This is a genomic window from Arcicella sp. GW821-FHT09D11 (assembly GCF_059416265.1).
Genome location: NZ_JBWKOV010000012.1, coordinates 1 through 22222, shown reverse-complemented (window position 1 = coordinate 22222; position 22222 = coordinate 1). Strand labels below are relative to the sequence as shown.

Annotated in this window: 20 protein-coding genes; 10 read left to right on the top strand and 10 right to left on the bottom strand. The window is 36.1% G+C overall.

Going from position 1 to position 22222, the window contains the following annotated elements; genetic code table 11:
• The first annotated feature begins 291 nt into the window (after nucleotides 1-291).
• Both AC07N0_RS21330 and AC07N0_RS21325 read left to right on the top strand, forming a co-directional pair.
• Nucleotides 292-1965 (top strand): sodium/sugar symporter, encoded by a 1674-nt coding sequence (locus AC07N0_RS21330; protein WP_492800153.1) that lies wholly within the window; start codon nucleotides 292-294, stop codon nucleotides 1963-1965.
• A gap of 100 nt (nucleotides 1966-2065) precedes the next feature.
• On the top strand, nucleotides 2066-2779 hold the full coding sequence (locus AC07N0_RS21325) for a thiamine diphosphokinase (RefSeq protein ID WP_494590909.1): 714 nt from the start codon (nucleotides 2066-2068) through the stop codon (nucleotides 2777-2779).
• A 2-nt stretch (nucleotides 2780-2781) separates the two neighbouring features.
• Here the strand turns inward: AC07N0_RS21325 and AC07N0_RS21320 are convergent, their stop codons facing one another.
• From AC07N0_RS21320 to rsfS, 4 genes are all read right to left on the bottom strand, one after another.
• Nucleotides 2782-3354 carry a glycoside hydrolase family 32 C-terminal domain-containing protein gene (locus AC07N0_RS21320; RefSeq protein WP_494590908.1) on the bottom strand — a complete coding sequence of 191 codons (573 nt, stop codon included), beginning with the start codon at nucleotides 3352-3354 and terminating at the stop codon, nucleotides 2782-2784.
• Complete coding sequence (locus AC07N0_RS21315) at nucleotides 3351-4142, bottom strand: UDP-2,3-diacylglucosamine diphosphatase (protein WP_494590907.1); 792 nt, start codon at nucleotides 4140-4142, stop codon at nucleotides 3351-3353. The genes AC07N0_RS21320 and AC07N0_RS21315 overlap by 4 nt, the downstream gene beginning before the upstream one ends.
• 156 nt (nucleotides 4143-4298) lie before the next feature.
• Entirely contained in the window at nucleotides 4299-6350 is a 2052-nt protein-coding gene (gene ftsH, locus AC07N0_RS21310) for an ATP-dependent zinc metalloprotease FtsH (protein WP_492800157.1), read from the bottom strand.
• Between the two features lie 186 nt (nucleotides 6351-6536).
• Nucleotides 6537-6923 (bottom strand): ribosome silencing factor, encoded by a 387-nt coding sequence (rsfS, locus tag AC07N0_RS21305; protein WP_492800158.1) that lies wholly within the window; start codon nucleotides 6921-6923, stop codon nucleotides 6537-6539.
• 114 nt (nucleotides 6924-7037) lie between these two features.
• Here rsfS and AC07N0_RS21300 point away from each other — a divergent pair, with 114 nt between their 5' ends.
• Nucleotides 7038-7805, top strand: coding sequence for a biotin--[acetyl-CoA-carboxylase] ligase (locus AC07N0_RS21300; protein WP_494590906.1), 768 nt, complete (start codon nucleotides 7038-7040; stop codon nucleotides 7803-7805).
• Between the two features lie 354 nt (nucleotides 7806-8159).
• Here the strand turns inward: AC07N0_RS21300 and AC07N0_RS21295 are convergent, their stop codons facing one another.
• On the bottom strand, nucleotides 8160-9302 hold the full coding sequence (locus AC07N0_RS21295) for a DEAD/DEAH box helicase (protein WP_494590905.1): 1143 nt from the start codon (nucleotides 9300-9302) through the stop codon (nucleotides 8160-8162).
• A gap of 119 nt (nucleotides 9303-9421) precedes the next feature.
• Between AC07N0_RS21295 and AC07N0_RS21290 the strand changes: the two genes are divergently transcribed.
• Nucleotides 9422-10696, top strand: coding sequence for a replication-associated recombination protein A (locus tag AC07N0_RS21290; RefSeq protein ID WP_494590904.1), 1275 nt, complete (start codon nucleotides 9422-9424; stop codon nucleotides 10694-10696).
• A gap of 2 nt (nucleotides 10697-10698) precedes the next feature.
• On the opposite strand, the gene AC07N0_RS21285 is transcribed toward AC07N0_RS21290, so the two are convergent.
• Nucleotides 10699-11142, bottom strand: coding sequence for an Lrp/AsnC family transcriptional regulator (locus tag AC07N0_RS21285; RefSeq protein WP_494590903.1), 444 nt, complete (start codon nucleotides 11140-11142; stop codon nucleotides 10699-10701).
• Nucleotides 11143-11287: 145 nt separating this feature from the next.
• Between AC07N0_RS21285 and AC07N0_RS21280 the strand changes: the two genes are divergently transcribed.
• Nucleotides 11288-12475 (top strand): acetyltransferase domain-containing protein, encoded by a 1188-nt coding sequence (locus AC07N0_RS21280; RefSeq protein WP_494590902.1) that lies wholly within the window; start codon nucleotides 11288-11290, stop codon nucleotides 12473-12475.
• A 63-nt stretch (nucleotides 12476-12538) separates the two neighbouring features.
• On the opposite strand, the gene AC07N0_RS21275 is transcribed toward AC07N0_RS21280, so the two are convergent.
• The gene (locus AC07N0_RS21275; protein ID WP_494590901.1) at nucleotides 12539-13771 is read right to left on the bottom strand and encodes an S-adenosylmethionine:tRNA ribosyltransferase-isomerase; all 1233 of its coding nucleotides are present in this window, start codon (nucleotides 13769-13771) and stop codon (nucleotides 12539-12541) included.
• 3 nt (nucleotides 13772-13774) lie between these two features.
• Complete coding sequence (locus AC07N0_RS21270) at nucleotides 13775-14290, bottom strand: DUF1648 domain-containing protein (protein ID WP_494590900.1); 516 nt, start codon at nucleotides 14288-14290, stop codon at nucleotides 13775-13777.
• A gap of 238 nt (nucleotides 14291-14528) precedes the next feature.
• Here AC07N0_RS21270 and AC07N0_RS21265 point away from each other — a divergent pair, with 238 nt between their 5' ends.
• A complete protein-coding gene (locus AC07N0_RS21265; protein WP_494590899.1) occupies nucleotides 14529-15083 on the top strand; it encodes a cob(I)yrinic acid a,c-diamide adenosyltransferase in 555 nt (184 codons plus the stop codon).
• A gap of 250 nt (nucleotides 15084-15333) precedes the next feature.
• A complete protein-coding gene (locus tag AC07N0_RS21260; RefSeq protein WP_492800167.1) occupies nucleotides 15334-16398 on the top strand; it encodes a branched-chain amino acid aminotransferase in 1065 nt (354 codons plus the stop codon).
• Nucleotides 16399-16469: 71 nt separating this feature from the next.
• Here the strand turns inward: AC07N0_RS21260 and AC07N0_RS21255 are convergent, their stop codons facing one another.
• A complete protein-coding gene (locus AC07N0_RS21255; RefSeq protein ID WP_494590898.1) occupies nucleotides 16470-17042 on the bottom strand; it encodes a hypothetical protein in 573 nt (190 codons plus the stop codon).
• A gap of 203 nt (nucleotides 17043-17245) precedes the next feature.
• On the opposite strand from AC07N0_RS21255, the gene AC07N0_RS21250 reads away from it, so the two are divergent.
• Nucleotides 17246-17917 carry a response regulator gene (locus AC07N0_RS21250; protein WP_494590897.1) on the top strand — a complete coding sequence of 224 codons (672 nt, stop codon included), beginning with the start codon at nucleotides 17246-17248 and terminating at the stop codon, nucleotides 17915-17917.
• Between the two features lie 117 nt (nucleotides 17918-18034).
• Nucleotides 18035-18475: a LytR/AlgR family response regulator transcription factor gene (locus AC07N0_RS21245; protein WP_492800170.1), complete on the top strand. Its 441-nt coding sequence runs from the start codon at nucleotides 18035-18037 to the stop codon at nucleotides 18473-18475.
• Nucleotides 18476-18745: 270 nt separating this feature from the next.
• Here the strand turns inward: AC07N0_RS21245 and AC07N0_RS21240 are convergent, their stop codons facing one another.
• Nucleotides 18746-20131, bottom strand: a complete 1386-nt coding sequence (locus AC07N0_RS21240; RefSeq protein ID WP_494590896.1) for a BamA/TamA family outer membrane protein — start codon at nucleotides 20129-20131, stop codon at nucleotides 18746-18748.
• Nucleotides 20132-20343: 212 nt separating this feature from the next.
• Between AC07N0_RS21240 and AC07N0_RS21235 the strand changes: the two genes are divergently transcribed.
• The gene (locus AC07N0_RS21235) at nucleotides 20344-21681 is read left to right on the top strand and encodes an MFS transporter (protein WP_494590895.1); all 1338 of its coding nucleotides are present in this window, start codon (nucleotides 20344-20346) and stop codon (nucleotides 21679-21681) included.
• The last annotated feature ends 541 nt before the right edge of the window (nucleotides 21682-22222 follow it).

Sequence of the window (22222 nt, the reverse complement as noted above, 5' to 3'; positions counted from 1 at the left end):
TTTTTAAAGAGCAGGGCTTATAATCCACCAATTTTGCAGACTTTACTATTTTTAACCAAAAGCATAGCATTATTTATGTACTTTATTGAAAAAAAATAAGGGTAAATGTGTCAATTTGACATGATTAAAATACAATATAACATTCTAAAAATCAACACATTATAAAATTGTCGCTAAATATAATATAGTTTTTATAATATATTTTATAGTATTTAATCTATTTAATTTTGAATTAATGCAGTATCTTTCGGAATGAAAAATAATATATAACCTAAAAAATAAATAAACCCAATGCAAAAAGGACTGCAATCCATTGATTATTTAGTATTCTTCTTTTATTTTATCGTTGTAGCAGGTTACGGCTACTGGATTTACCAACAGAAAAAATCAAAACAAGCATCATCTACTGACTTCTTCCTTGCCGAAGGTTCACTTACTTGGTGGGCAATCGGAGCATCGATGATTGCTTCAAACATTTCAGCCGAACAATTTATCGGTATGGCTGGTAATGGTTTCAAAATGGGCTTAGCTATTTCTGCTTACGAATGGATGGCAGCAGCGACGCTCGTAATTGTGGCGGTATTTTTTATGCCAATCTATTTGAAAAATAAGATTTTCACGATGCCTCAATTCTTGAAACAGCGTTATAATTCAACAGTAAGTACCATTATGGCTGTTTTCTGGTTGATTCTATATGTTGTTGTAAACCTTACCTCTATTTTGTACTTAGGAGCATTAGCTATCACCACTATTTCAGGTATTGATTTCACCCTGTGTATGTGGGGCTTAGCATTCTTTGCTGTAATTATTACATTAGGTGGTATGAAAGTTATCGGTTTTACAGACGTTATTCAAGTGTTTTTCTTAATCTTGGGCGGACTTTGTACTACTTATTTAGCGCTTACGTTGGTATCAGAACAATTTGGCGAAGTGGGTGCTATCGAAGGGATGAAACAAATGTTTACCCGTGCTGATGACCATTTCCACATGATTTTGAAAAAGGATAACCCTAATTATACTTCACTACCAGGCTTAGCAGTATTGATTGGTGGTATGTGGATTGTAAACTTAAACTACTGGGGTTGTAATCAATACATTACGCAACGTGCCTTGGGTGCATCGCTTCCAGTAGCTCGTGAAGGACTTTTATTTGCAGGTTTCTTAAAATTATTAATGCCTCTTATCGTAGTTATTCCGGGTATCGCAGCATATGTATTATACCAAAATGGCTTGTTCCAACAAGAAATGTTGGGCGCCGACGGTACTGTAAACCCAGACCACGCATACCCAGTATTATTGAATTTATTGCCTGTTGGGTTAAAAGGACTTTCTTTTGCTGCTTTAACGGCTGCTATCGTGGCTTCTTTGGCTGGTAAAGCAAACTCTATCTCAACTATCTTTACACTGGATATTTATCAGAAATTCTTCAAGAAAGATGCTACTGAAAAAGAACTAGTAAAAACTGGTAGAATCGTGATTGTTGTTGCGATGATTCTTGCTATTTTCATCTCTCCTTTCTTGGGTATTGATAAAAAAGGTGGCTTCGACTTCATTCAAGAAATGACTGGTTATGTTTCTCCGGGTATCTTCGCAGTATTCTTGTTAGGTTTCTTCTGGAAACGTGCTAACTCTGCTGGTGCTATGATTGCTACTATCGGTTCTGTGGTTATCTCATTGGTATTAAAAGAATTCCCAGATTGGACTGGTCTTTATCAAACACCAATTTATACTTCTTTCTTAGATGGCGAAGGCAAACACATTATTCCATTCCTTGACCGTATGGCCATTACTTTTGTTATATGTGTTATCGTTATGGTTGTTTCAGGTTTATTAGACCCTACCACTAAAGAAAACCCTAAAGCTTTGGCAATAGATGCTACTATGTTCAAAACGACAAAAGGTTTTGCCATTGGTGCTGCTGCTATCGTTACTATCTTAGTGGTACTTTATGCTACTTTCTGGTAGTAAGTAAAAGTTGTGAATTATGAGTGATGAATTATGAATAAAATATCGTTATAAAACACTTTAAATTCACAATTCATCACTCATAACTCTTACTTATAGTATGTCATCACATCACGTTATCAGAGAACAACAAGAGCCTGCTCTTATCATTGCCAATGGCGAAGCCTGTAATTTTGAATTATTGGGACAGCTATTAGAATGGTCACCCTTGGTGATTGTCCTCGATTCTGCCATCAATCGTGTGCTAGAATTGGGCATTAAGGTAGATGTACTCTTAGGCGATTTTGATATTCTTAGAAACACTTCTGACATCTCTCTGCTAGACGAACAAAATCTTAAAAGAGCTATTAATTTAGAAAAAATCCGAGAAGACCAATACCCTATCGAGATTGTTCATACTCCAGACCAAAATAAAACCGACTTGGAAAAAGCCTTTGATTATTTAGTTGAGAAAGGATTTCCTGCCGTCAATGTTGTTTGGGCTACAGGTAGACGAGCAGACCATACCATCACCAATGTTACAAACATTGTACGGTTTAGGGAACAACTAAAAATAGTGGTGATTGACGATTACTCAAAGATTTTTGTACTACCAAATACTTACGAAAAGTGGTATCCTGCCAAAACCAATATTTCCTTGATTCCTGTGGGTGAAGTATCGGGCATTACTACACACAACCTAAAGTATGAATTATCAGCCGAAAACCTGACTATCGGTTATCGTACTGGAAGTAGTAATGAGGTAAAAGAAGACGGTTTGGTGAAGATTACCTATGAATCTGGTGATTTATTAATGATGGAATGCAATGACTAAATTTATTTTTTAGTCGGGAAACCCTCTAAGTCCCAAATTTTCAAAGATTCAACAAATACTTTTTTTCGCTTGGTAAAAATTGAAAATATTAGTGCATCAGGACTTGGGGCGATAGAATCTGCCAACATTACTTCATTATTATTGACATACAAACGAACATAATTGTTCTTGACAATTATCTGCATTTTTATCTTTTTATTCACAAGGTGATAAGGAGCTACTAAATCTTTCTTAGCAGGTATCGACGACTTTGTTCTGTCGATGTATATTTCTTTATGATGTGCATTATAGCCAAGTGTCAACTCTTCAAGTACTTTTTTGGGATGAGCTTTGTCTCTCCATTGGGCTACCTTAAAACCAAAATTCTTAGCTGATTTACAAATCAATTCGGCCTCTATCAGGTAATTATTCTTAGAAAAAAGATCAGCGCCATTGAGGGCTATTTCCTTAGCTACTACAAAGTTTTTCTTTTCGAAATATCGGTAGGTATTTTTCGGAATTAGTGTATCAAAAGCAACGTTTTGCCCTAACACTGTACAATTAATAAATAATAAGAGTATCGCTATTATTTTCATCCCTGAAATTGTTTTACACTAAAATTAATCCCGTCGAATATGGCATAATGATTACTTTCTGGTTTATCATAACACCATTCTCCTAAATTAATATAACGGCTATTTTCACCTACTTTTAAATCTAATAACAAATGACGATGCCCAAAGATATAAAAATCATGGTGTTTTTGTTTTTCTACTTCTTTGGCATAAGACCACAGCCATTCCCCTTCGCCTCTAAACTGTAATTCTCGCTTTAACCTTTCTTCATCTTTTTTGGAAGCAGACCACGCCATTGCTAGTTTCATACCCAATTGTGGATGTACCCAGCCAAATGCCCATTGACTAAGCTTGCTTTCAAAAACACGTTTCAGCTTTTTATAGCCATAATCTCCTGGGCCATAACCATCTCCATGCACTAGGTAAAAAGAAGTACTATTACTGCCTTGGTTAATAACATATTCAGTAGGTTCTCTCAATACCTTAATACCCATTTCTTCTTCAAAATAATCGAAAATCCAAAGATCGTGATTACCCTTAAAAATGATTATTTCAATACCCGCATCCGACAGTTCTGCTAATTTACCCTGAAACCTCGCAAAACCTTTGGGTATCACATTTTTATATTCAAACCAAAAATCGAATAAATCGCCCATCAAAAAAATCATTTGTGCATCTTTTTGCACCTGATGGAGCCAAGCAATGATTCTTCGTTCGCGAATCAAACTAGTTTGATGGTCGGGATATCCTAAATGAAAATCAGAGGCAAAGTATATTTTCTTGTCGGCTTGTAAATTAATAGTAGTCATTGAAACGTATTTAAAAGACAAATATACAACAAATCTAAGTGTGAGGTAAGAGACCCATCAACTAAAAGCTTGTTGTGTCCTAATAAGATAAAATAGCAAAAAAAAGCCTCCTCTCTATCAAGAAAGGGGGCTTAGGGTTGAGGTTAAAACCGTATATTACTTTTCAGCAGGTTCTTCACTTTCTTTTGCAATAGCTTTTTCGGCTTCTTTTGCTTCCAAATCTGCAGCTTTTCTATCTTCGTTTCTTGTAAACTCCTGATAGGCTGTTAATTGCTCAAAAGGTCTTGGTCCTACCAAACGCTCTAAATCATTTTGGAAAAGTACTTCTTTTACTAATAATTCTTGCGCTAAAATTTCTAACTTATCTTGTTTTTCAGTCAATAAAGCTTTTGTTCTTTCGTAAGCTTGTTGAATAATCTTACGTGCTTCTTCATCTATTTCGCGGGCTGTTTGTTCAGAATACGGTTTGTTAAAATTATATTCCGAGCCTTTCGAGTCGTAGAATGAAACATTACCAAGCTTATCGTTCATACCATAAATGGTTACCATACTATAGGCCAATTTGGTAATACGCTCTAAATCGTTTTGTGCACCTGTTGATATTTTACCAAAAACAATATCTTCAGCTACACGACCACCCAAGGTAACACACATTTCATCAATTAATTGCTCTGTTCTATACAAGAACTGCTCTTTCGGTAAATACTGTGCATAACCCAAAGCAGCTACTCCACGTGGTACAATCGTTACTTTTACCAATGGATTGGCATGTTCTAAGAACCATCCAGCAATAGCATGACCAGCTTCGTGATAAGCAACAATTTTCTTTTCTTCAGGAGAAATCAATTTGTTCTTTTTCTCTAAACCACCAATTACTCTGTCCATCGCCTCTTGGAAATCTTTCATATCAACCGCAGTTTTGCTACGACGTGCCGCTATTAAAGCCGCTTCGTTACAAACATTGGCGATTTCAGCACCTGCAAAACCAGGAGTCTGAGCAGACAATTCTTTAGGGTCAATATCAGCTGCTAATTTCAAAGGTTTTAAGTGTACTTTAAAAATAGCTTCTCTTCCGATAATATCTGGCTTATCAATTGAAATCTGACGGTCGAAACGTCCTGGACGTAATAAAGCTGAGTCTAATACATCAGGGCGGTTTGTTGCTGCCATGATAATAATACCAGAGTCAGTAGCAAAACCATCCATTTCAACCAATAATGAGTTCAATGTATTTTCACGCTCATCGTTTGAGCCTGGCATCGCACCACGTCCACGCGAACGACCTACAGCATCAATCTCATCAATAAAGATGATACATGGTGCTTTTTCTTTCGCTTGTTTGAATAAATCTCTTACACGTGCCGCACCCACACCCACAAACATTTCAACAAAGTCTGAACCTGACAACGAGAAGAAAGGTACGCCTGCTTCGCCAGCAACAGCTTTTGCCAACAAGGTTTTACCTGTTCCCGGAGGGCCTACTAATAAAGCTCCTTTTGGAATTTTACCACCTAAGTCGGTGAATTTTTTAGGGAACTTCAAAAATTCTACAATCTCTTGAATCTCTTCTTTGGCTTCATCCAAACCAGCTACATCGTTGAAGGTAATCTTTACTTTAGCTTCGCCATCAAACAAGGTAGCTCTAGAACGACCAATGTTAAAGATTTGTCCTCCTGGTCCGCCTGCACCACCCATTCTAAAGAACATGAAGTAAATAGCGATAAACATCACGATAAAGAAACCTGGGCCCATCAAGAATTCAAAAATTCCATAATGTTCTTCCGTAGTGGCATGCACTCTCTTATCACGAGGAATATCTTTCTGCAATTCATTCAGTTCTGTTTCAAAAGAATTGATAGAAGTAATCTCTTTTTCGAATTGAGGCCCCGCATTCTGATTAACCACAGCATTTGGTTGGTCGCTTAATTCGTTTTTATATTTAGGAAGTGCCTCTGGTTTGAGGGTAATCTCAACAATATCTTTTCCTTTAATAATGGATAGCTTAGCAATTTCCTGATTGAGCACCATTTGTTCGTACTCGGTTTGCTGAATAGGTTTTAGAACTTTTGTTTTACTCAAAAAGTAAATACTGATTAAAGCAACTATCAATCCTATAACCAACCATCCTTGAAAACCATTGCCAGAAGCATTTGGGCGACGCTTCGGAAAGCCTTGAGGTTTATTATTCTCACTATTATTTTCTGCCATTTTTTCTTTAATTAACTTTTAAACAGTATCCAATTTATTCTAAAAAGTAATTGGTTTTACATAATTTGAGATAAATTGTAAACTTTGGTTATCTATATTGAGAACACAAGGTCTGGTAACTTTGTTTCGAACTTATGTTTTTCATGAAAAGTGGTATGATAAATTTATGAAAGGAATGTTATTACTTTAAACGGCATCGTCGTCAATATAAGTAAATTCAGCATCACCCCACAATTCTTCTAGTTTATAAAACTCTCGTTTATCTTTTTTAAAGATGTGTACTATTACATCATAATAGTCTACCAATATCCATTCACGGTTGGCTTTGCCTTCCATACTTTTTGGATGATTACGAGTTGCCTCCCATACTTCTTTATCAACAGATTCTGAGATAGCATCGATTTGCGTATCAGAATTACCAGAACAAACGACAAAAAAATCAGTGAAAGCATTTTTTACTTTTCTTAAATCCATCACTACAATATTGGTTGCCTTTCTTTCCTGCATCCCTTTCACCACCAATTGGCTAAGTTCTTGTGAACTAATTTCTTTTTTTAATTTAACTTCTGCCATGCTTTGTTGTTTGTAAATTCACAAGTGTTTGTCACAATGTTTAGAGATAAATCTCATAACTTCATCACTCAATAACACAAAAAATAATTTGAACTTTAAAATTACAAAATAACCTTGTACAAAATTCAACCCAATACATTATTTACTGGCAAAACAATTAAATACCTGCCAGTCTGTCACTCTACTAACGACATAGCGGCTGAAATAATTCAGTCGGGTATTAACGTTTTTGAGGGAATGGTCATAATTACCGATAACCAAACGGCTGGTCGCGGACAAAGAGGCAACATTTGGGAAGCATCTGTGGGCGAAAATTTAACGTTTTCATTAATCCTAAAACCCAATTTTTTAAAAGCCAGCGAACAATTCAAACTCAATGTGGCAGTTTCGTTGGGGGTTTTAGATTGCCTATCGGAATATATCGACGACGACCTAAAAGTAAAGTGGTCGAACGATATTTATTTCCAAAATCAAAAAATGGGTGGCATTCTTATTGAGAACACCCTGCAAGGTTATCAAATTGGTTTTTCTGTGATTGGTATAGGTTTAAACATCAATCAAGCCCAGTTTCCAGTACCCAATGCTACCTCACTCAGGAATGTAACGACGAATCCGCTAAAATATGATTTATCCGACCTACTTTCTGAATTATTAGCTTATATTGAGAAAAATTATTTGGCCGTAAAAAATGGTGATTACGAAGTGTTGAAAGAAAGGTACCTATCTAATCTTTTCAGAATAGATGAATTTCATCATTTCAAAAAGAACGGGCAACTATTTCTGGGGAAAATAGTTGGTATCGACGAAAGTGGGCAATTGGGTATTGAGTCCGACGGGCTAGTCGAATATTATGGTTTCCAAGAAGTAGCATTTGTGATTTAATAAAAAGCCTTTAATATTTTTTAAAGGCTACTACATGATGTGCAAATGAATCAAAACTTTTCAAAAAAATGTATCCTAAGAAAACTACCAGTGAACTAATAAACAAAATTCGAAGCATCGATCTTAGATTCATGACGTTTTAAGGGGTTAATGTGTGGTTAGTTTTGGGAATTATTTATCAAATATAATTAAAATCTTGAAATAACCATATACCATAGCAAATTATTTTTATTTGGTAGTTTTTCCTAAGATTTCCTCAAAAAGCTGATAATCAAGTATCTTATAACACCCTTAAAACAGCATTCTGAACGTGTTTATCGAAGTAATAAGATGCTTGATTCTTTGAATTTTCACTTAAAATTTACCTAAGTCATAATCAGCAGAATCTACTGTTTCTACCTTTCTTTTCATCTTTTTCTGGATGATATCGAAATGGTGCTGGTCTTCAGGACAAATCAGCGAAATGGCATCTCCTGAGGCCGTAGCGCGTCCCGTCCTACCAATTCTGTGAACATAATCCTTTGGCGAACGTGGCAATTCATAATTAATCACAAAAGGCAAAAACTCAATATCTATCCCACGTGAAGCCAAATCTGTAGCCACTAATACCGTAGTTTTTCCAGCTTTAAAACTCCTCAATGCTTCGGTTCTGGCACCTTGTGTTTTTTTACTGTGAATCGCCAAGGCATTGATGCCATTTTTCTTTAGTTTATCTACCAAATTATCTGCTGTCCTTACTGCCGAGACAAATACCAATACTTGCGGCATGGCTTGGGTTTTGATAAGGTATCTTAGTAAAGGTCCTTTTCTTTCGGGGCTAACTAAGTAGGCAATTTGCTTGATTTGGTCAAGGTTCTGAACTTCGGGTTCAATCTCTATTTTTACAGGTTCGCTCAAAAGGCTCTCCTTGATAATCTCTAAATCAGTATCTAATGTTGCCGAAAACAAAATGTTCTGGCGTTTTTTGGGTAATAACTTAAAAATGTTGTTGGCTTCTTCCTTAAACCCTAAATCCAACATTTTGTCGGCTTCATCCAATACTAAGATTTCTATCTTGGCTAGGTTAATTGATTGTGTCGAAACCAAGTCTAATAATCTGCCCGGGGTAGCTACTAAAATTTCCGTATTTTTTAGCGTCACCATCTGCTGATTGAGCGGTACACCTCCAAAAACAGCAATGCTTTTTACAGGATTATTTAAGTGTAGAGAAAATGAATCGATGACTTCCTTAATCTGAATCGCGAGTTCGCGCGTAGGTACCAGAATCAATACTTTTAGGTGTAAATTTCTAGTTGGACTCTTACGTTGAAACATCTCTAAAATGGGTAATACAAAACTTGCAGTTTTTCCAGAACCCGTTTGGGCAATTCCTTGGATATCTTTTCCTGCTAAAATTGCGGGAATAGCCTGTTCTTGAATTGGGAAAGGTTCGGTATAATTTTTTGCTTCTATTCCCTTTAAAAGAGATGCTGATAAACCAAGTGATGCGAAAGTCATGTAATTATTTTAGGATGAAAATATTTTACAAAGATAATATTTCTTTGGCACAAAGCTTTGGATTAGCCTTAGCGTCTTGAAATGAATGTATATTTGCTATAAGAATTAACAATACTATTATGCAACCATTAGCCGAACGAATGCGTCCACAAACGCTTGATGATTACGTGGGACAACAACATTTAGTAGGGGAAAAAGCCGTTTTACGCCGTGCCGTAGAATCTGGCAGGATTCCCTCTTTTATTTTGTGGGGTCCTCCAGGCGTTGGCAAAACTACCTTGGCAAGTATTGTGGCTCAGACCCTGAAACGTCCGTTTCATGTATTGTCTGCCATTAGTGCGGGAGTAAAAGACATTCGTGAAACTATAGAAATGTCCAAAAAGCAAAAGTTTTTTGATACGCCCTCTCCTATTTTGTTTATCGACGAAATCCACCGTTTTTCAAAATCTCAACAAGATTCACTCCTCGGAGCAGTGGAAAAAGGCATTATTACGTTGATTGGTGCTACTACCGAAAACCCTTCTTTTGAAGTAATCTCGGCCTTGCTTTCTCGTTGTCAGGTATATGTACTCAAGCCTTTGGTGAAGGACGAATTAATATTTATGATTAATCAGGCCTTGGAAAAAGATGTTTTCTTGAAGAATCGAGGTATTGTAGTAAAGGAATACGAGGCAATTTTACAATTTTCGGGGGGCGACGGGCGAAAGTTGTACAACATTTTAGAGTTGGTCTGCAATTTTATTCCTGAAGGCGAAGGACTGGAAATTACCAACGAAATGGTGGTTGAGAAACTACAGCAAAATATAGCCCTCTATGACAAAGACGGCGAACAACATTATGATATTATCTCGGCCTTTATCAAGTCTATCCGTGGTTCCGATCCAAACGCTGCCGTTTATTGGTTAGCAAGGATGCTAGAAGGTGGCGAAGACATAGAGTTTATAGCAAGACGAATGATGATTTTGGCTTCTGAAGATATTGGCTTGGCGAATCCGAATGCGTTGTTGATGGCTAATACTTGTTTCCAGACAATACGTGCCGTAGGTATGCCCGAATCTCGTATTATACTTTCGCAAACGGTTATTTATTTGGCGACTTCTGCCAAAAGTAATTCTTCTTACTTGGCAATAGACCAAGCCTTGGCAACGGTGCGTGAAACTGGTAATTTGCCCGTACCGCTACACCTTAGAAATGCCCCCACCAAATTGATGAAACAATTAGACTATGGCAAAAACTATAAGTATGCCCACGGTTATGAAGGCAATTTTGTGAAACAACAGTTTATGCCTGAGGAAGTTAAAAGCACAAAATTCTTTGACCCTCAACAAAATCCTGCTGAGGAGAAAATCAAACAGAAACTCCGCCAAGATTGGGGCGACGAATACGGTTATTGATGTCAAGAACCCTGTTTTACCACTTTATATTCAACAGGACTCGATAATATCACCGAAGTGGTAGGCTCGCCATATTCAGAGAATTTATTAATGATGTTTTCTAAATCGTTGGGGTGTTTCACGATTACTTTCATCACCAAACAATATTCACCCGTGATTCTATCACATTGATACACTTCCGGCATTTGGCTGATGTGTGCTAAAAAAGATTGCATATTGCCATTGTGCGCTTTAAACAAAATACTTGCCTTTAGGGAATAACCCAACTTTCCAAAGTCTAGGTCAACACCAAAACGTTTGATGACGCCTATTTCTTCTAGTTTCTGAACACGCTCAGCCACAGCTGGTGCCGAAAGTCCTACTTTTCTGCCTATTTCGGCAAAGGTATAACGGGCATTTTCCTGCAATAAAGCCAGAATATTCCAGTACAATTTATCCAACTCCATAATCGAAGGTATTTAAGCAAAATAAACATTGAATCAAAGGTAAACAACCATAAGTTCAATAGTTTATAAAGCATTTATCTTATTTCAGCAAGGTATCTTTGTTTCAACAAAATTCCAAAAGATAATTTTATTTTTCACGATAAACATGGAAACTATACAACAAAATCGGAGAATTGAGTCGATAGACTTACTAAGAGGTATTGTCATTATCATTATGACTTTAGACCACGTCCGTGATTTTTTTCACGCTGATGCATACTTATTCGACCCTACAGATTTAAGCAAAACCAATCCCTTGCTGTTTTTAACCCGTATCATTACGCATTACTGTGCGCCAATTTTTATTTTTTTGGCAGGCACATCAGCCTATCAAGTCGGTCAGAAAAAAGGACTTAGCGAATTATCAAACTATTTACTAAAAAGAGGCATTTGGTTAATTATCTTAGAATTAACTGTAATGAACATTGCTTGGTTCTTTAATCCACATTTTGGGATTATTTCTTTTCAGGTAATTGGTGCGATAGGTTTAAGCATGGTTTTGCTTTCGGCTATTGTTTATTTATCCATGCCTTGGATTATTGGAGGAAGTTTACTCATGATTTTCGGGCATAATCTTTTAGATAGCATTACTGTGCAAGAAGAAGGCTTTCAGGCATTTATTTGGGCTATTTTGCACCAACAAAAAATGTTTCATTGGATTCCCGACCACGTTATTTATATTGGCTACCCCATTATTCCGTGGGTGGGTGTAATGGCATTAGGATATGCCTTTGGTGTTCTTTATACCTCAAAATTTAATCCTGAAGCGCGTAGAAAAATATTGTTAAAATACGGATGGCTTAGTATAGCCTTATTTGTTATCATCCGTAGTACGAATTTATACGGAGACACTCGTTTGTGGGATACTCAGGCTAGTGGTATTAATCTTTTGCTTTCGTTTATTAATGTAAGCAAGTATCCGCCTTCGTTATTGTACATCTTATTAACAATTGGGCCTGCACTTTTACTTTTAGCATATCTTGAAAATGCTAAAGGGGCATTCTGGAACAAAGTATTAGTCTATGGCAAGGTATCGATGTTTTATTACATCTTGCATATTTATGTCATCCATACTTTAGCCATGATAGCAGCTAGCATGACAGGCTTTGGTGCTGATGCCATGGTTTTAGACACGTGGGTTTATATGTCTCCTCGTTTGCAGGGTTACGGTTTTAGTCTGAGCTTAGTATATTTATTATGGATTGTTATAGTAGTGGCTACTTACCCGATTTGTCGTTGGTATGGGGCTTATAAACATAGTCATCAGGGGTATTGGTGGCTGAGTTATGTGTAGAGTCTAAACCTTTTATTTCTATTAGGGGGTGACTTAAGTCACCCCCTAATAGAAATAAAAGGTTTACGGCAACAACAAAGATGAATCTCCATAGCTCAAAAAACGATAATCGTTTGTCATGGCTTGTTGATACACCTTTCTCCAGTCTTCACCAATTAAGGCTGCTATGAGTAGAATGAGCGTACTTTCGGGCTGATGGTAGTTGGTAACAATACCTTTACAAATTTTGAACTGATAGCCAGGGAAAATAAATATTTCGGTTTCGCCCGTAATTTCCGTTTCGCCCATGGCTTCCATTTTCGATAAAATTGTCTTTAAAGACGAAGCTGTACTTGGTAAATCTTCACCAACGTGCTGATAAGGATATAATTTTTCAATGAAAAAATCGCTTGAAATATCACTACTCAGTTTTACCCCATACCAATACAAACTCTCTAAAGCTCGCATTGATGTCGTTCCTACAGGAATAGTATTGCCAATATTTTCTAATAAGACTTCAATATTCTTTTTGGTAAACACAATTTGCTCATTGTGCATACGGTGTTCTACGATGTTTTCAACTTTGATAGGTTGAAACGTACCAGCACCTACATGAAGTGTAATAAATTCCTCTTTGATACCCTGTGCTGAAAGATTTTGTAGTACCTCGTCAGTAAAATGCAAGCCCGCAGTAGGTGCGGCTACAGCTCCTTTTTTCTCGCTATAAACAGTTTGATACGTTTCGTAGTCTGCTGCTTCGGCTTCGCGATTTAGGTAAGGTGGCAATGGTATTTCGCCCAAGGCTTGGATAATATCGACAAACTTTGGCTTGGGGATAGTACTATCTTCTGACATTACTCGCCAAGATAATTTCACTTGGTTGTTTTCAAAATCGTACAACTCGGCTTTTACTTCGATATCTTCTCCTGCAATGTTTAATATTTTCTCTAAAACGTCTTCCTTCTTCCAACGTTTCCTATTGCCAATCATGCATTCCCACACACACTCATCGGTGGCTTCCATCGCTAAATTAATGACTGAAGTAGGAGCAATAGGGTGCAATAAAAAAATCTGAATAACAGCCCCAGTTGATTTCTGGAAATGGATTCTAGCAGGTATTACTTTGGTATTGTTAAAAACCAAGAGGGTATTTTGGGGTAAATACTCATTGATTTTCTTGAAAACGGTATGGGTAATATTACCTTGCTGATATACTTGTAATTTAGATTCATCACGCTTTTCTAAGGGGAATTTGGCAATTCTCTCGTCTGGCAAATCATATGTATAATCAGCAAGCTTTAAATCTTGAATATCCATCAATTAATCTTCTTCTACAGCAATTATTGGGCTGGTAAACAACAATTTGATAGGCAAATAAAATAACCAAGCTATCATCAAAGCAATGCCTAATACTAATAAATAAGAATAATCTGTTTGATAAGTTCGTTCATCATTTAAAATCAATAAAGCTCTGAGAATAAGCAATAAAAAAGTATTCACAATAGCAGGCAAAAAATTTAGCCAGTTTACGATTGCAGCTTTTAGTTGCTCGCCTTCTTTCAACCATATTTTGTTCGGAATCCAAGCAAAGGCTGTTACAGGAACACGTTTTACACTATTGGCTAACAAAATTGATAATATATTGAAAACAAACATGACTGTTCCAAAAAGGTAGAAAACTTCGTTTTTGGGTAAAAAGCCATCTCCTCTCCCACTTGGCCCAAAATGCACGGCAGTGGTGTCGGGCAAGCCACGGTAGGTAAATAATAAGACAAGGATGAAGGCTAAAATTGATAAGTAACGCCAAGTTCTGGAAATGAAAAATTCTATACTCATTGATATTTGTTGTTTCAGGGTGCAAAATTACGCTAGAAAAGGCAGGATTTCTAATGAAATGGATGATTAATCAAGAATAAAAATCGTTCTTTAGACTAAACTTGTCCTTTTTAACCTAAAAAATACTTGTCATGACAATTATTTTTTTAAGGATTAATGAGTAAAACTTCTCAAAAAAAATTAGCTTTGTAAAATGAACGATTTCAAGGGCTAGAAAGCCTTGAATATGAGTAACATTATGAAAATTTATACCAAAACTGGCGATAAAGGGACTACTTCTTTGGTTGGTGGCACAAGAGTATCAAAAACCGAGTTGCGGATTGAAGCTTATGGCACAGTGGATGAACTAAATTCATACATTGGTTTAGTGCGTGATCAAGCGGTAAATGAAAAGCGTAAAAATATTTTAAAGGAAATTCAAGATAGATTATTCACCATTGGTTCAATACTGGCTTCTGAGCCTGAACAAACCAAAAAGCGTTTGCCTGATTTATTAGAAAGTGACATTGAGCTCCTTGAAAATGAAATGGACAAAATGGATAATGATTTAGAACCTATGCGATATTTTATTTTACCGGGAGGACACCAATCTGTTTCGTTTGGGCATTTGGCTAGGACAGTTTGCCGACGAGCGGAAAGAATTGTACTTAGACTTGCAGAGGAATCAGAGGTAAACGATTTAATCATTAGGTATTTAAACAGACTGTCCGATTATATTTTTGTATTGTGCAGGGTGATGGCTAAGGAGCTTGAGATAGAGGAAGTAGCTTGGAAACCGAGGGTTTCTCCTTGAGATGTTAGGATTGGGGACTTTAGGATTATAGACTTTAGGACTGGAGGAATTAGGAATTTAAGACACTAGAGGTGAGACGTTAGACTTAAGACTAAGACACAAGACTATAGGAATTAGGACTTTAAGATACTAGATTTTAGACGTTGGACTTAAGAACACTAGACTCTTTCTTGACTTTAGACCTTAAACTTTTGACTTTAAACTCTAGATTCGTGACTTTGAATATTAGAATAACAAATAGTATATATATATGACAGATACCTTGCAGATTGATATCCATCAGATTGAAAAATCTAGGATTGATGCGGTTGATTTTGACAACCTTGTTTTTGGGCGTTCTTTTGCCGACCATATGTTGGTGGTCGACTTTAAAGATGGAGAATGGCAAACGCCACAAATTGTGCCTTATGGCCCTATCTCATATTCTCCAGCGATGATGTCTCTTCATTACGGACAAGCGATTTTTGAAGGCATGAAAGCCTACAAAAATGCAGCGGGTGAAATACTGGTCTTTCGTCCAGAAGAGAACTGGAAACGTCTCAATAAATCTGCTGTCCGTATGTGTATTCCTGAAATTCCAGAGGATATTTTTATGGAAGGTCTTTCACAACTTTTACGCTTGGATGCCGACTGGATTCCTGCGAAAGAGGGTTGTTCGATGTACATTCGTCCTTTTATGTTCTCTACAGATGAATACGTTGGTGTTAGCCCATCAAAAACATACAAGTTTATTATTTTCAACTGCCCAGTAGGTTCTTATTATACCAAGCCTCTACGTGTCCGTGTTGAAACACAATTTATTCGTGCTGCTCATGGTGGTGTTGGTTTTTCTAAGAATGCAGGTAACTATGGTGGGTCGTTGTATCCAACTAAATTAGCGATGGATGCTGGTTATGACCAAATTATCTGGACAGATGCCGCTACGCATACTTTTGTGGAAGAAGCAGGAACGATGAACCTTTTGTTTGTAATAGATGGTGCTTTAGTAACAGCTCCAACTGGAGATACAATTCTTGACGGTATTACGCGTAAATCAATTTTACAAGTAGCGAAGGAATGGGGAATGGAAATTCAAGAAAGACAACTTTCGGTAAAAGAATTAGTAGAAGGCATTCAGTCAGGTAAAGTAACTGAAGCATTTGGTGCTGGTACTGCCGCTGTAATTGCCCCTATCGCAACGATTGGCTACGAAGGTGTTGATTACCAATTACCAGAACGCAAAGACGACGCATTCTCTAAAAGAGTATTTGAGGAAATCAATGATATTCGTTTAGGCAAAAAAGATGATACACGTGGATGGGTAATGAAAATCTAGTTTTCATGATTGTTTATAAATAAAAATAGCCTTTAGATAATATCTAAAGGCTATTTTTATGATACAGTAACTTACTGTAAAATCTTATTTTCTTTATTGGCGAAGATAATCTTTAAGCCTGGGTCTTTTTCAGTACTTACATTTTGAAGTAATAAATTATTTTTGCCATCAGCCAATTGCCAAGTCGTAGCTTTCTCTGTACTAGTCCCCTTACCATATTTAGTATCGAAATAACCTTTAAACTCCGTCATTAGGCTATCTACGGCTGTTTGTCGCTCGATGTACACATCAATCGTAATAGCTTCTACTTTGTTTTGTGCACTCCTTACATACAAAATATCAGCAAAGTTTAAATCTGTATCATCAAAATACTCCGTAAAACTCTTCCCGTTTTCTGCTGGCGTTTCAGAAGGCAAAGTTGTTTCATTAATTGTATCAATGTTATCACCAATTTTTACACCGCGTGCCATACCAGCATCGGTTTTAAGAATTGCTTGAAAAATTGAGCTATAATTTTCTAAAGCAGATGAGCCAGCCGAACTACTTTCAGGACTGCTTGTTTCGGTTTGGGTACTTTCTTTTTTATCTTGACAAGCAATCAATAGTATAAATAATAAAAGGAAGTAAAGATTATATTTTTTCACGAATTGTATGTATTAAGATTTCTAAATACAAAAATACAAAAACTTTCTGAGTAGCTACCACATTCTAATTGATGATATAAGTTTCCTCACCCAATCATGTGATACCACCTGATAAATATATTTTGTAAGTTTACAATAAATTTAGTAGCAAAACAGTATCCTTCTTAATCAAGCATTTATTCAAAACTATTAGCTTCAACATCATGTCTCTAAATTTTACTCAACCAATGAACCAAGCATCCATTAAAATCGTAATTTATGAAGATAACCCTGATTTAAGAGAAAGCCTTTCTGTATTGCTCAGAGGATCAATTGGTTTTGAACTTATCGGCGCCTTTGTAAACTGTGAGCAAGTAGCCAGACAAATTATTGATTTAAGGCCAGATGTGGTATTAATGGATATTGATATGCCCATCGCAAATGGCTTAAAGGGGCTCAAAGTAATCAAACAATTGGCACCACAAGTAAATGTAATCATGTTTACGGTGTTTGAAGATAACGAAAATATTTTTGAGGCAATCTGTTCAGGGGCAGTGGGTTATTTACTAAAAAGGACGCCTCCTATTAAACTGCTTGAAGCAATTCAGGATGCAAATAATGGCGGTGCACCCATGACTTCGAGTATTGCCCGTAAAATTTTGCAGATGTTGCCTGCTCAACAAAAAATTACAGAAAACAACGACTATAAATTAACAGAACGAGAAGGCGAAATATTAAATCTTTTAGTAAAAGGCAATAGTTATAAAATGATTGCCGATAAATGTAGTATTAGCATAGACACTGTGCGGTCGCACATCAAAAAAATCTATGATAAGCTACATGTCCATTCGCAAACAGAGGCCGTTGCGAAAGCTATCCATGAAAGAATTGTATAATCAATATCATCCTATCATGTGATTGACAATAGATAAATTAGTCCTCATCTTTGTAATCAAGAAACCAACCATGCTATAGAATTAAATTTATGGAATAACCTTAACTAAATAACTATCATGGCAAGTCCATCATTAACAAACAATACATACTTAATCAATAATATAAGTCGTGATTTAAACTTTAAAAGAGAGAATATTCTTAGTAATGAATCGAACATTATTTTATCGATTTCTTGTAAAAAGAACATTATTGTAGCTTGGAAAGACATTAGTCATTTAGAAGCAATCGGCAATTATACCATGTTTTACTTCACTGATGGAAAAAAATTGCTAGTTTCTCGTACAATGAAAGTTTTTTTGCCTAAATTAGATGCCGAAATGTTTGTGAGGATTCATAAGTCTTTTACAATCAACCTGAACTGCGTTTCTCAATTTGACATTAAAGAAGAAATGTTTGTACAATTAAGGGATGGTAGTAAAATATCTATTTCGAGAAGAAAAAAGAAAGAGTTTATTGATAGAGTGAGAAAACATTTTGGGTATTCTCGCATCAATTAAAAAGAAATTAGTGGTTAGGTATTTATGAAACGGGGGTGAACTTTGTTGCCCCACGTTTTTAATTCCTAATCTTCAAAAATATTTAAGATAATAGGTGTAGAACTATTAATTTGCACAGGGGGATGTTTTTAACGTCTCCTTTTGTCTTTTATAGCCTTCCCAAAATCTATTAAGTTCTGATTTTGTTGATCTTTTTAACAAAGCCTTTTCTATTAGCTGGTGACTTAAGTCACCAGCTAATAGAAAAAATTAGTACTTAACAGTTTTTTCCTAAAACTCTCGTCCTATATTGAACACAAAGTGCCCTTTATTAAAGCTATTGATGGCATAATTAAAGCGTATTACCAGATTGTAGTAGGTTACTAAATCCAGTCCACAGCCATAACTATACAACATCTTATTTGCTAACTTACTTTTGTTTTCGTCCGTAAAACGATTTTCAACATATCCATAGTCTCCAAAAAGAGTTGGATATACACCAATAGGAATTTTATTAAACTGCTTCGTTTTAAGGAATTTCAAATTGATTTTTTTGTTAAAAAGCTCGTATCTCAGTGTATTCCTTCCATAAAAATACTTACCGCCATCTACTACATACAATTCATATCCCCTTACAAGGTGACTGCCATAACCTAAGCCACGGGTGTTGTAAAAGGGTTGGCGATTGGGAAAGGATATTTTTGCTTCAATATTAATCCCCAGATACCACTTAGTCGATAGCGGTTTGTAATAGGAATAATTTCCAGTAATTTCTAATTGATTGATGTCATCGTTTGGCGAAATTCCCAACTTATTAATAAACAACTCATAGCGTTTTCCTCTTAATGGATAAGCAACGTTATCTCTGAAATCATAATTAAAATAATAAGTAAACTGAAGGTAACGTTGGAGCGTACCATGGTTAGCAAAATAATTTGGATTCAGTTTCCTAATCGTATCGTTGATAGAAATATTATTAAAACGCAGTTCGAAGGTGTGATTATCATAAAAGGCAAAACGTTTCTTTAAAAAAATAGCGGTAGAAAAGCGTTCGCGCATAGTCTCGTTTTTACTTCTATGATAAAACAAAGTATCGTTCAGGCTCCTAAATGCTACGTTATTATTTGTCATATAAGATATACTAAAGCCCATCCCTGTTTTTTGAGCTTTGTTGATGTATGGAATTTTATACCCAACATCTATCCGTTGTGTAAACCCATTTTCAAGATGCAGCGAAAGTCTCTCAGCGCGTCCTCTAAAATTACTATGGATTAAATCTATCCCATAAATAGTTCGATTGAAATCATGCCCCCTATCCCACCATTCCGAAAAATTCCTATCAGCCAATAGAAAAACAGGATACCCTAACAAAAACCATTGTTCTTGTAGATGAATCTGAATGTTCAGCTGTCCGTTTTCAGTAACCTGATGATGAATGTCAACCGAAACAAACAGGTTAGTATTAACAATCTTTCGCCTGTTTATTTCTAAACGCTTATTGACATCATTGATGAATAACGTATCGCCTATTTTAAAGTCCAATTCGCGAAGAATGATACTCTCCTTTGTTTTATGATGCCCATTAAGAACAATTTCATTTACCACCACAAAAGAATCTGGTTGGATGGGCTTAAAAGAAGTACTAAATAAAGAAAAAAGGAAAGTAAAAAGTAGCATATATCAAAGTTAAGCAATTATCCCAATAACATACTTCAAGCAATCTTCATACCAGTAGTGTCATATCGATGTTCTTATTGCTAAATTAAATAATATTGTATCCACTTATGGGTGGAAATAATTAACCATAGCCAACTTGATTAAATATAAATTATTCTAAATTAATTAGTATTATTGCAAGTAATATTGACCATTTTTATCAATCATAATTTATGAACATTACCAAACCAAGGTTATCATTTTCTCAAATCATTAACATGAATGTAGGTTTTTTTGGCATTCAATACAGTTTTGGTTTGCAGCAAAGTGCTATCAATCCCATTTATGATTTTCTAGGAGCTAGTCCTGATGAAATACCCCTTCTCAATTTAGCGGGGCCTATGACGGGTCTTTTAATCCAACCAATTATTGGGGCAATGAGTGATAAAACGTGGCATCCACGTTGGGGAAGGCGTAAGCCCTATTTTTTAATAGGGGCTTTATTATGTAGCATTGCCTTGTTTATTTATCCCTTTAGTAGTTCATTATGGATGGCCGCAGGGCTGCTATGGATACTTGATGCAGGAAATAATACAGCAATGGAACCTTATAGGGCATTTATTGCTGATAAATTACCTACCGATCAGCAGGCGACAGGCTTTTTATCTCAAAGTTTTTTCACTGGTCTCGGTATTACCTTGGCGAATGTTTCCTTATTTATTTTTCAAAAATTCATTACTGGAGAACATGGTAGTATTCCCTATTGGGTATTTGGTTCATTCTTTCTGGGTTCTGTTTGTTCGATAAGTTCTGTTCTTTGGTCTATGGCTAAAACGCCTGAAATTCCGCCTACTCTTGAAGAATTGGAGCATATCAAGCAAAGTAACAGAGGTATTTTTTCTCCTTTTATTGAAATTGCAGAGGCTATTAAGGATATGCCAAAAATAATGTGGCAATTGGCTTTAGTATATTTGTTTCAATGGTATGCGTTATTTTGCTATTGGCAGAATGCTTCTAAAAGCATTGCCCTATCAGTTTGGCATACTACTCCTGAGCATGACAAACAGCTGTACCAAGAAGCTGTGGGTTGGACGGGCTTAGTAAATGGATGGTATAATATCGTTACCTTTTTGTCGGCATTTGCACTGGTAGGCATTGCGAAAAGATACACACCCAAGACTGTACATACAATCTGTTTATTAATCGCAGGGCTAGGCTTGCTTATCTTTCCATCTATTGAAAACAAATATTTATTGTTTGCTCCTATGACGGGCTTTGGTATAGCATGGGCAAGTATGATGGGTATACCGTATTTAATGGTAATTTCAGAGATTCCCAAAGAACGTTATGGCGTATATATGGGTATTATCAACATGATGATTGTGATACCTATGATTATCCAGAACCTTACTTTTGGCTATATACTAGAGCATTTTTTAAATAACGACGCTGGTAAGGCTATCACTTTTGCAGGTATTTTTCTATTGTTAGCCTGTGGGGCTACCATGTTGATGAAATCTGAGAAAATAAAAGAAGGATTGGAAATACCAACGAGCGGTGGTGGGCATTGAAAGAGGACTTTAGGACTGGATGAACGTAGGACTAGATGACTAAAGGATTTTAGGATGTATGACTTTAGGATTATAAGACTTAAAGACTGTAGGATTGTTATGATCTTACAGTCTTTAAGTCTTTTTTATGACGTTTTCAAATTATTTCCTTTAGGGAGTGACTTAAGTCCTACTGATTTTAAAAAAGTTGAAATGAAGATGTAATTATTGATAAAATTGGTTTAAATAGGGTTAAATCGCCTTTCAAACTGAGCTTTGGTCTCCTCATGTCACAGCCTGACTACTTGAAACTTTTATTCCTAGCGAGGGACTTAAGTCCCTCGCTAGGAATAAATACCTTGATTATCAGCTATTTATATACTTGTGGGTAATCGATAGCAATTAAGTCGCCCGCTAATAGAAATAGTAAAGCCACATCTTACTTGTTTAAGAAATGGCTTTGCTATTTGTTCTCTCAAAAGGGTATATGCAATATGCCCCTACATGTACTTACCTAGTCTTGTGTCTCTTATCTTGTGTCTTATAGTCTTTAAATCCTTTA

Coding starts and splice junctions, on each gene's coding strand:
- AC07N0_RS21330 (WP_492800153.1), top strand. CDS start 292: ATGCAAAAAGGACTGCAATCCATTGATTATTTAGTATTCTTCTTTTAT.
- AC07N0_RS21325 (WP_494590909.1), top strand. CDS start 2,066: ATGTCATCACATCACGTTATCAGAGAACAACAAGAGCCTGCTCTTATC.
- AC07N0_RS21320 (WP_494590908.1), bottom strand. CDS start 3,354: ATGAAAATAATAGCGATACTCTTATTATTTATTAATTGTACAGTGTTA.
- AC07N0_RS21315 (WP_494590907.1), bottom strand. CDS start 4,142: ATGACTACTATTAATTTACAAGCCGACAAGAAAATATACTTTGCCTCT.
- ftsH (WP_492800157.1), bottom strand. CDS start 6,350: ATGGCAGAAAATAATAGTGAGAATAATAAACCTCAAGGCTTTCCGAAG.
- rsfS (WP_492800158.1), bottom strand. CDS start 6,923: ATGGCAGAAGTTAAATTAAAAAAAGAAATTAGTTCACAAGAACTTAGC.
- AC07N0_RS21295 (WP_494590905.1), bottom strand. CDS start 9,302: ATGACTTTCGCATCACTTGGTTTATCAGCATCTCTTTTAAAGGGAATA.
- AC07N0_RS21290 (WP_494590904.1), top strand. CDS start 9,422: ATGCAACCATTAGCCGAACGAATGCGTCCACAAACGCTTGATGATTAC.
- AC07N0_RS21285 (WP_494590903.1), bottom strand. CDS start 11,142: ATGGAGTTGGATAAATTGTACTGGAATATTCTGGCTTTATTGCAGGAA.
- AC07N0_RS21280 (WP_494590902.1), top strand. CDS start 11,288: ATGGAAACTATACAACAAAATCGGAGAATTGAGTCGATAGACTTACTA.
- AC07N0_RS21275 (WP_494590901.1), bottom strand. CDS start 13,771: ATGGATATTCAAGATTTAAAGCTTGCTGATTATACATATGATTTGCCA.
- AC07N0_RS21270 (WP_494590900.1), bottom strand. CDS start 14,290: ATGAGTATAGAATTTTTCATTTCCAGAACTTGGCGTTACTTATCAATT.
- AC07N0_RS21265 (WP_494590899.1), top strand. CDS start 14,529: ATGAAAATTTATACCAAAACTGGCGATAAAGGGACTACTTCTTTGGTT.
- AC07N0_RS21260 (WP_492800167.1), top strand. CDS start 15,334: ATGACAGATACCTTGCAGATTGATATCCATCAGATTGAAAAATCTAGG.
- AC07N0_RS21250 (WP_494590897.1), top strand. CDS start 17,246: ATGTCTCTAAATTTTACTCAACCAATGAACCAAGCATCCATTAAAATC.
- AC07N0_RS21245 (WP_492800170.1), top strand. CDS start 18,035: ATGGCAAGTCCATCATTAACAAACAATACATACTTAATCAATAATATA.
- AC07N0_RS21240 (WP_494590896.1), bottom strand. CDS start 20,131: ATGCTACTTTTTACTTTCCTTTTTTCTTTATTTAGTACTTCTTTTAAG.
- AC07N0_RS21235 (WP_494590895.1), top strand. CDS start 20,344: ATGAACATTACCAAACCAAGGTTATCATTTTCTCAAATCATTAACATG.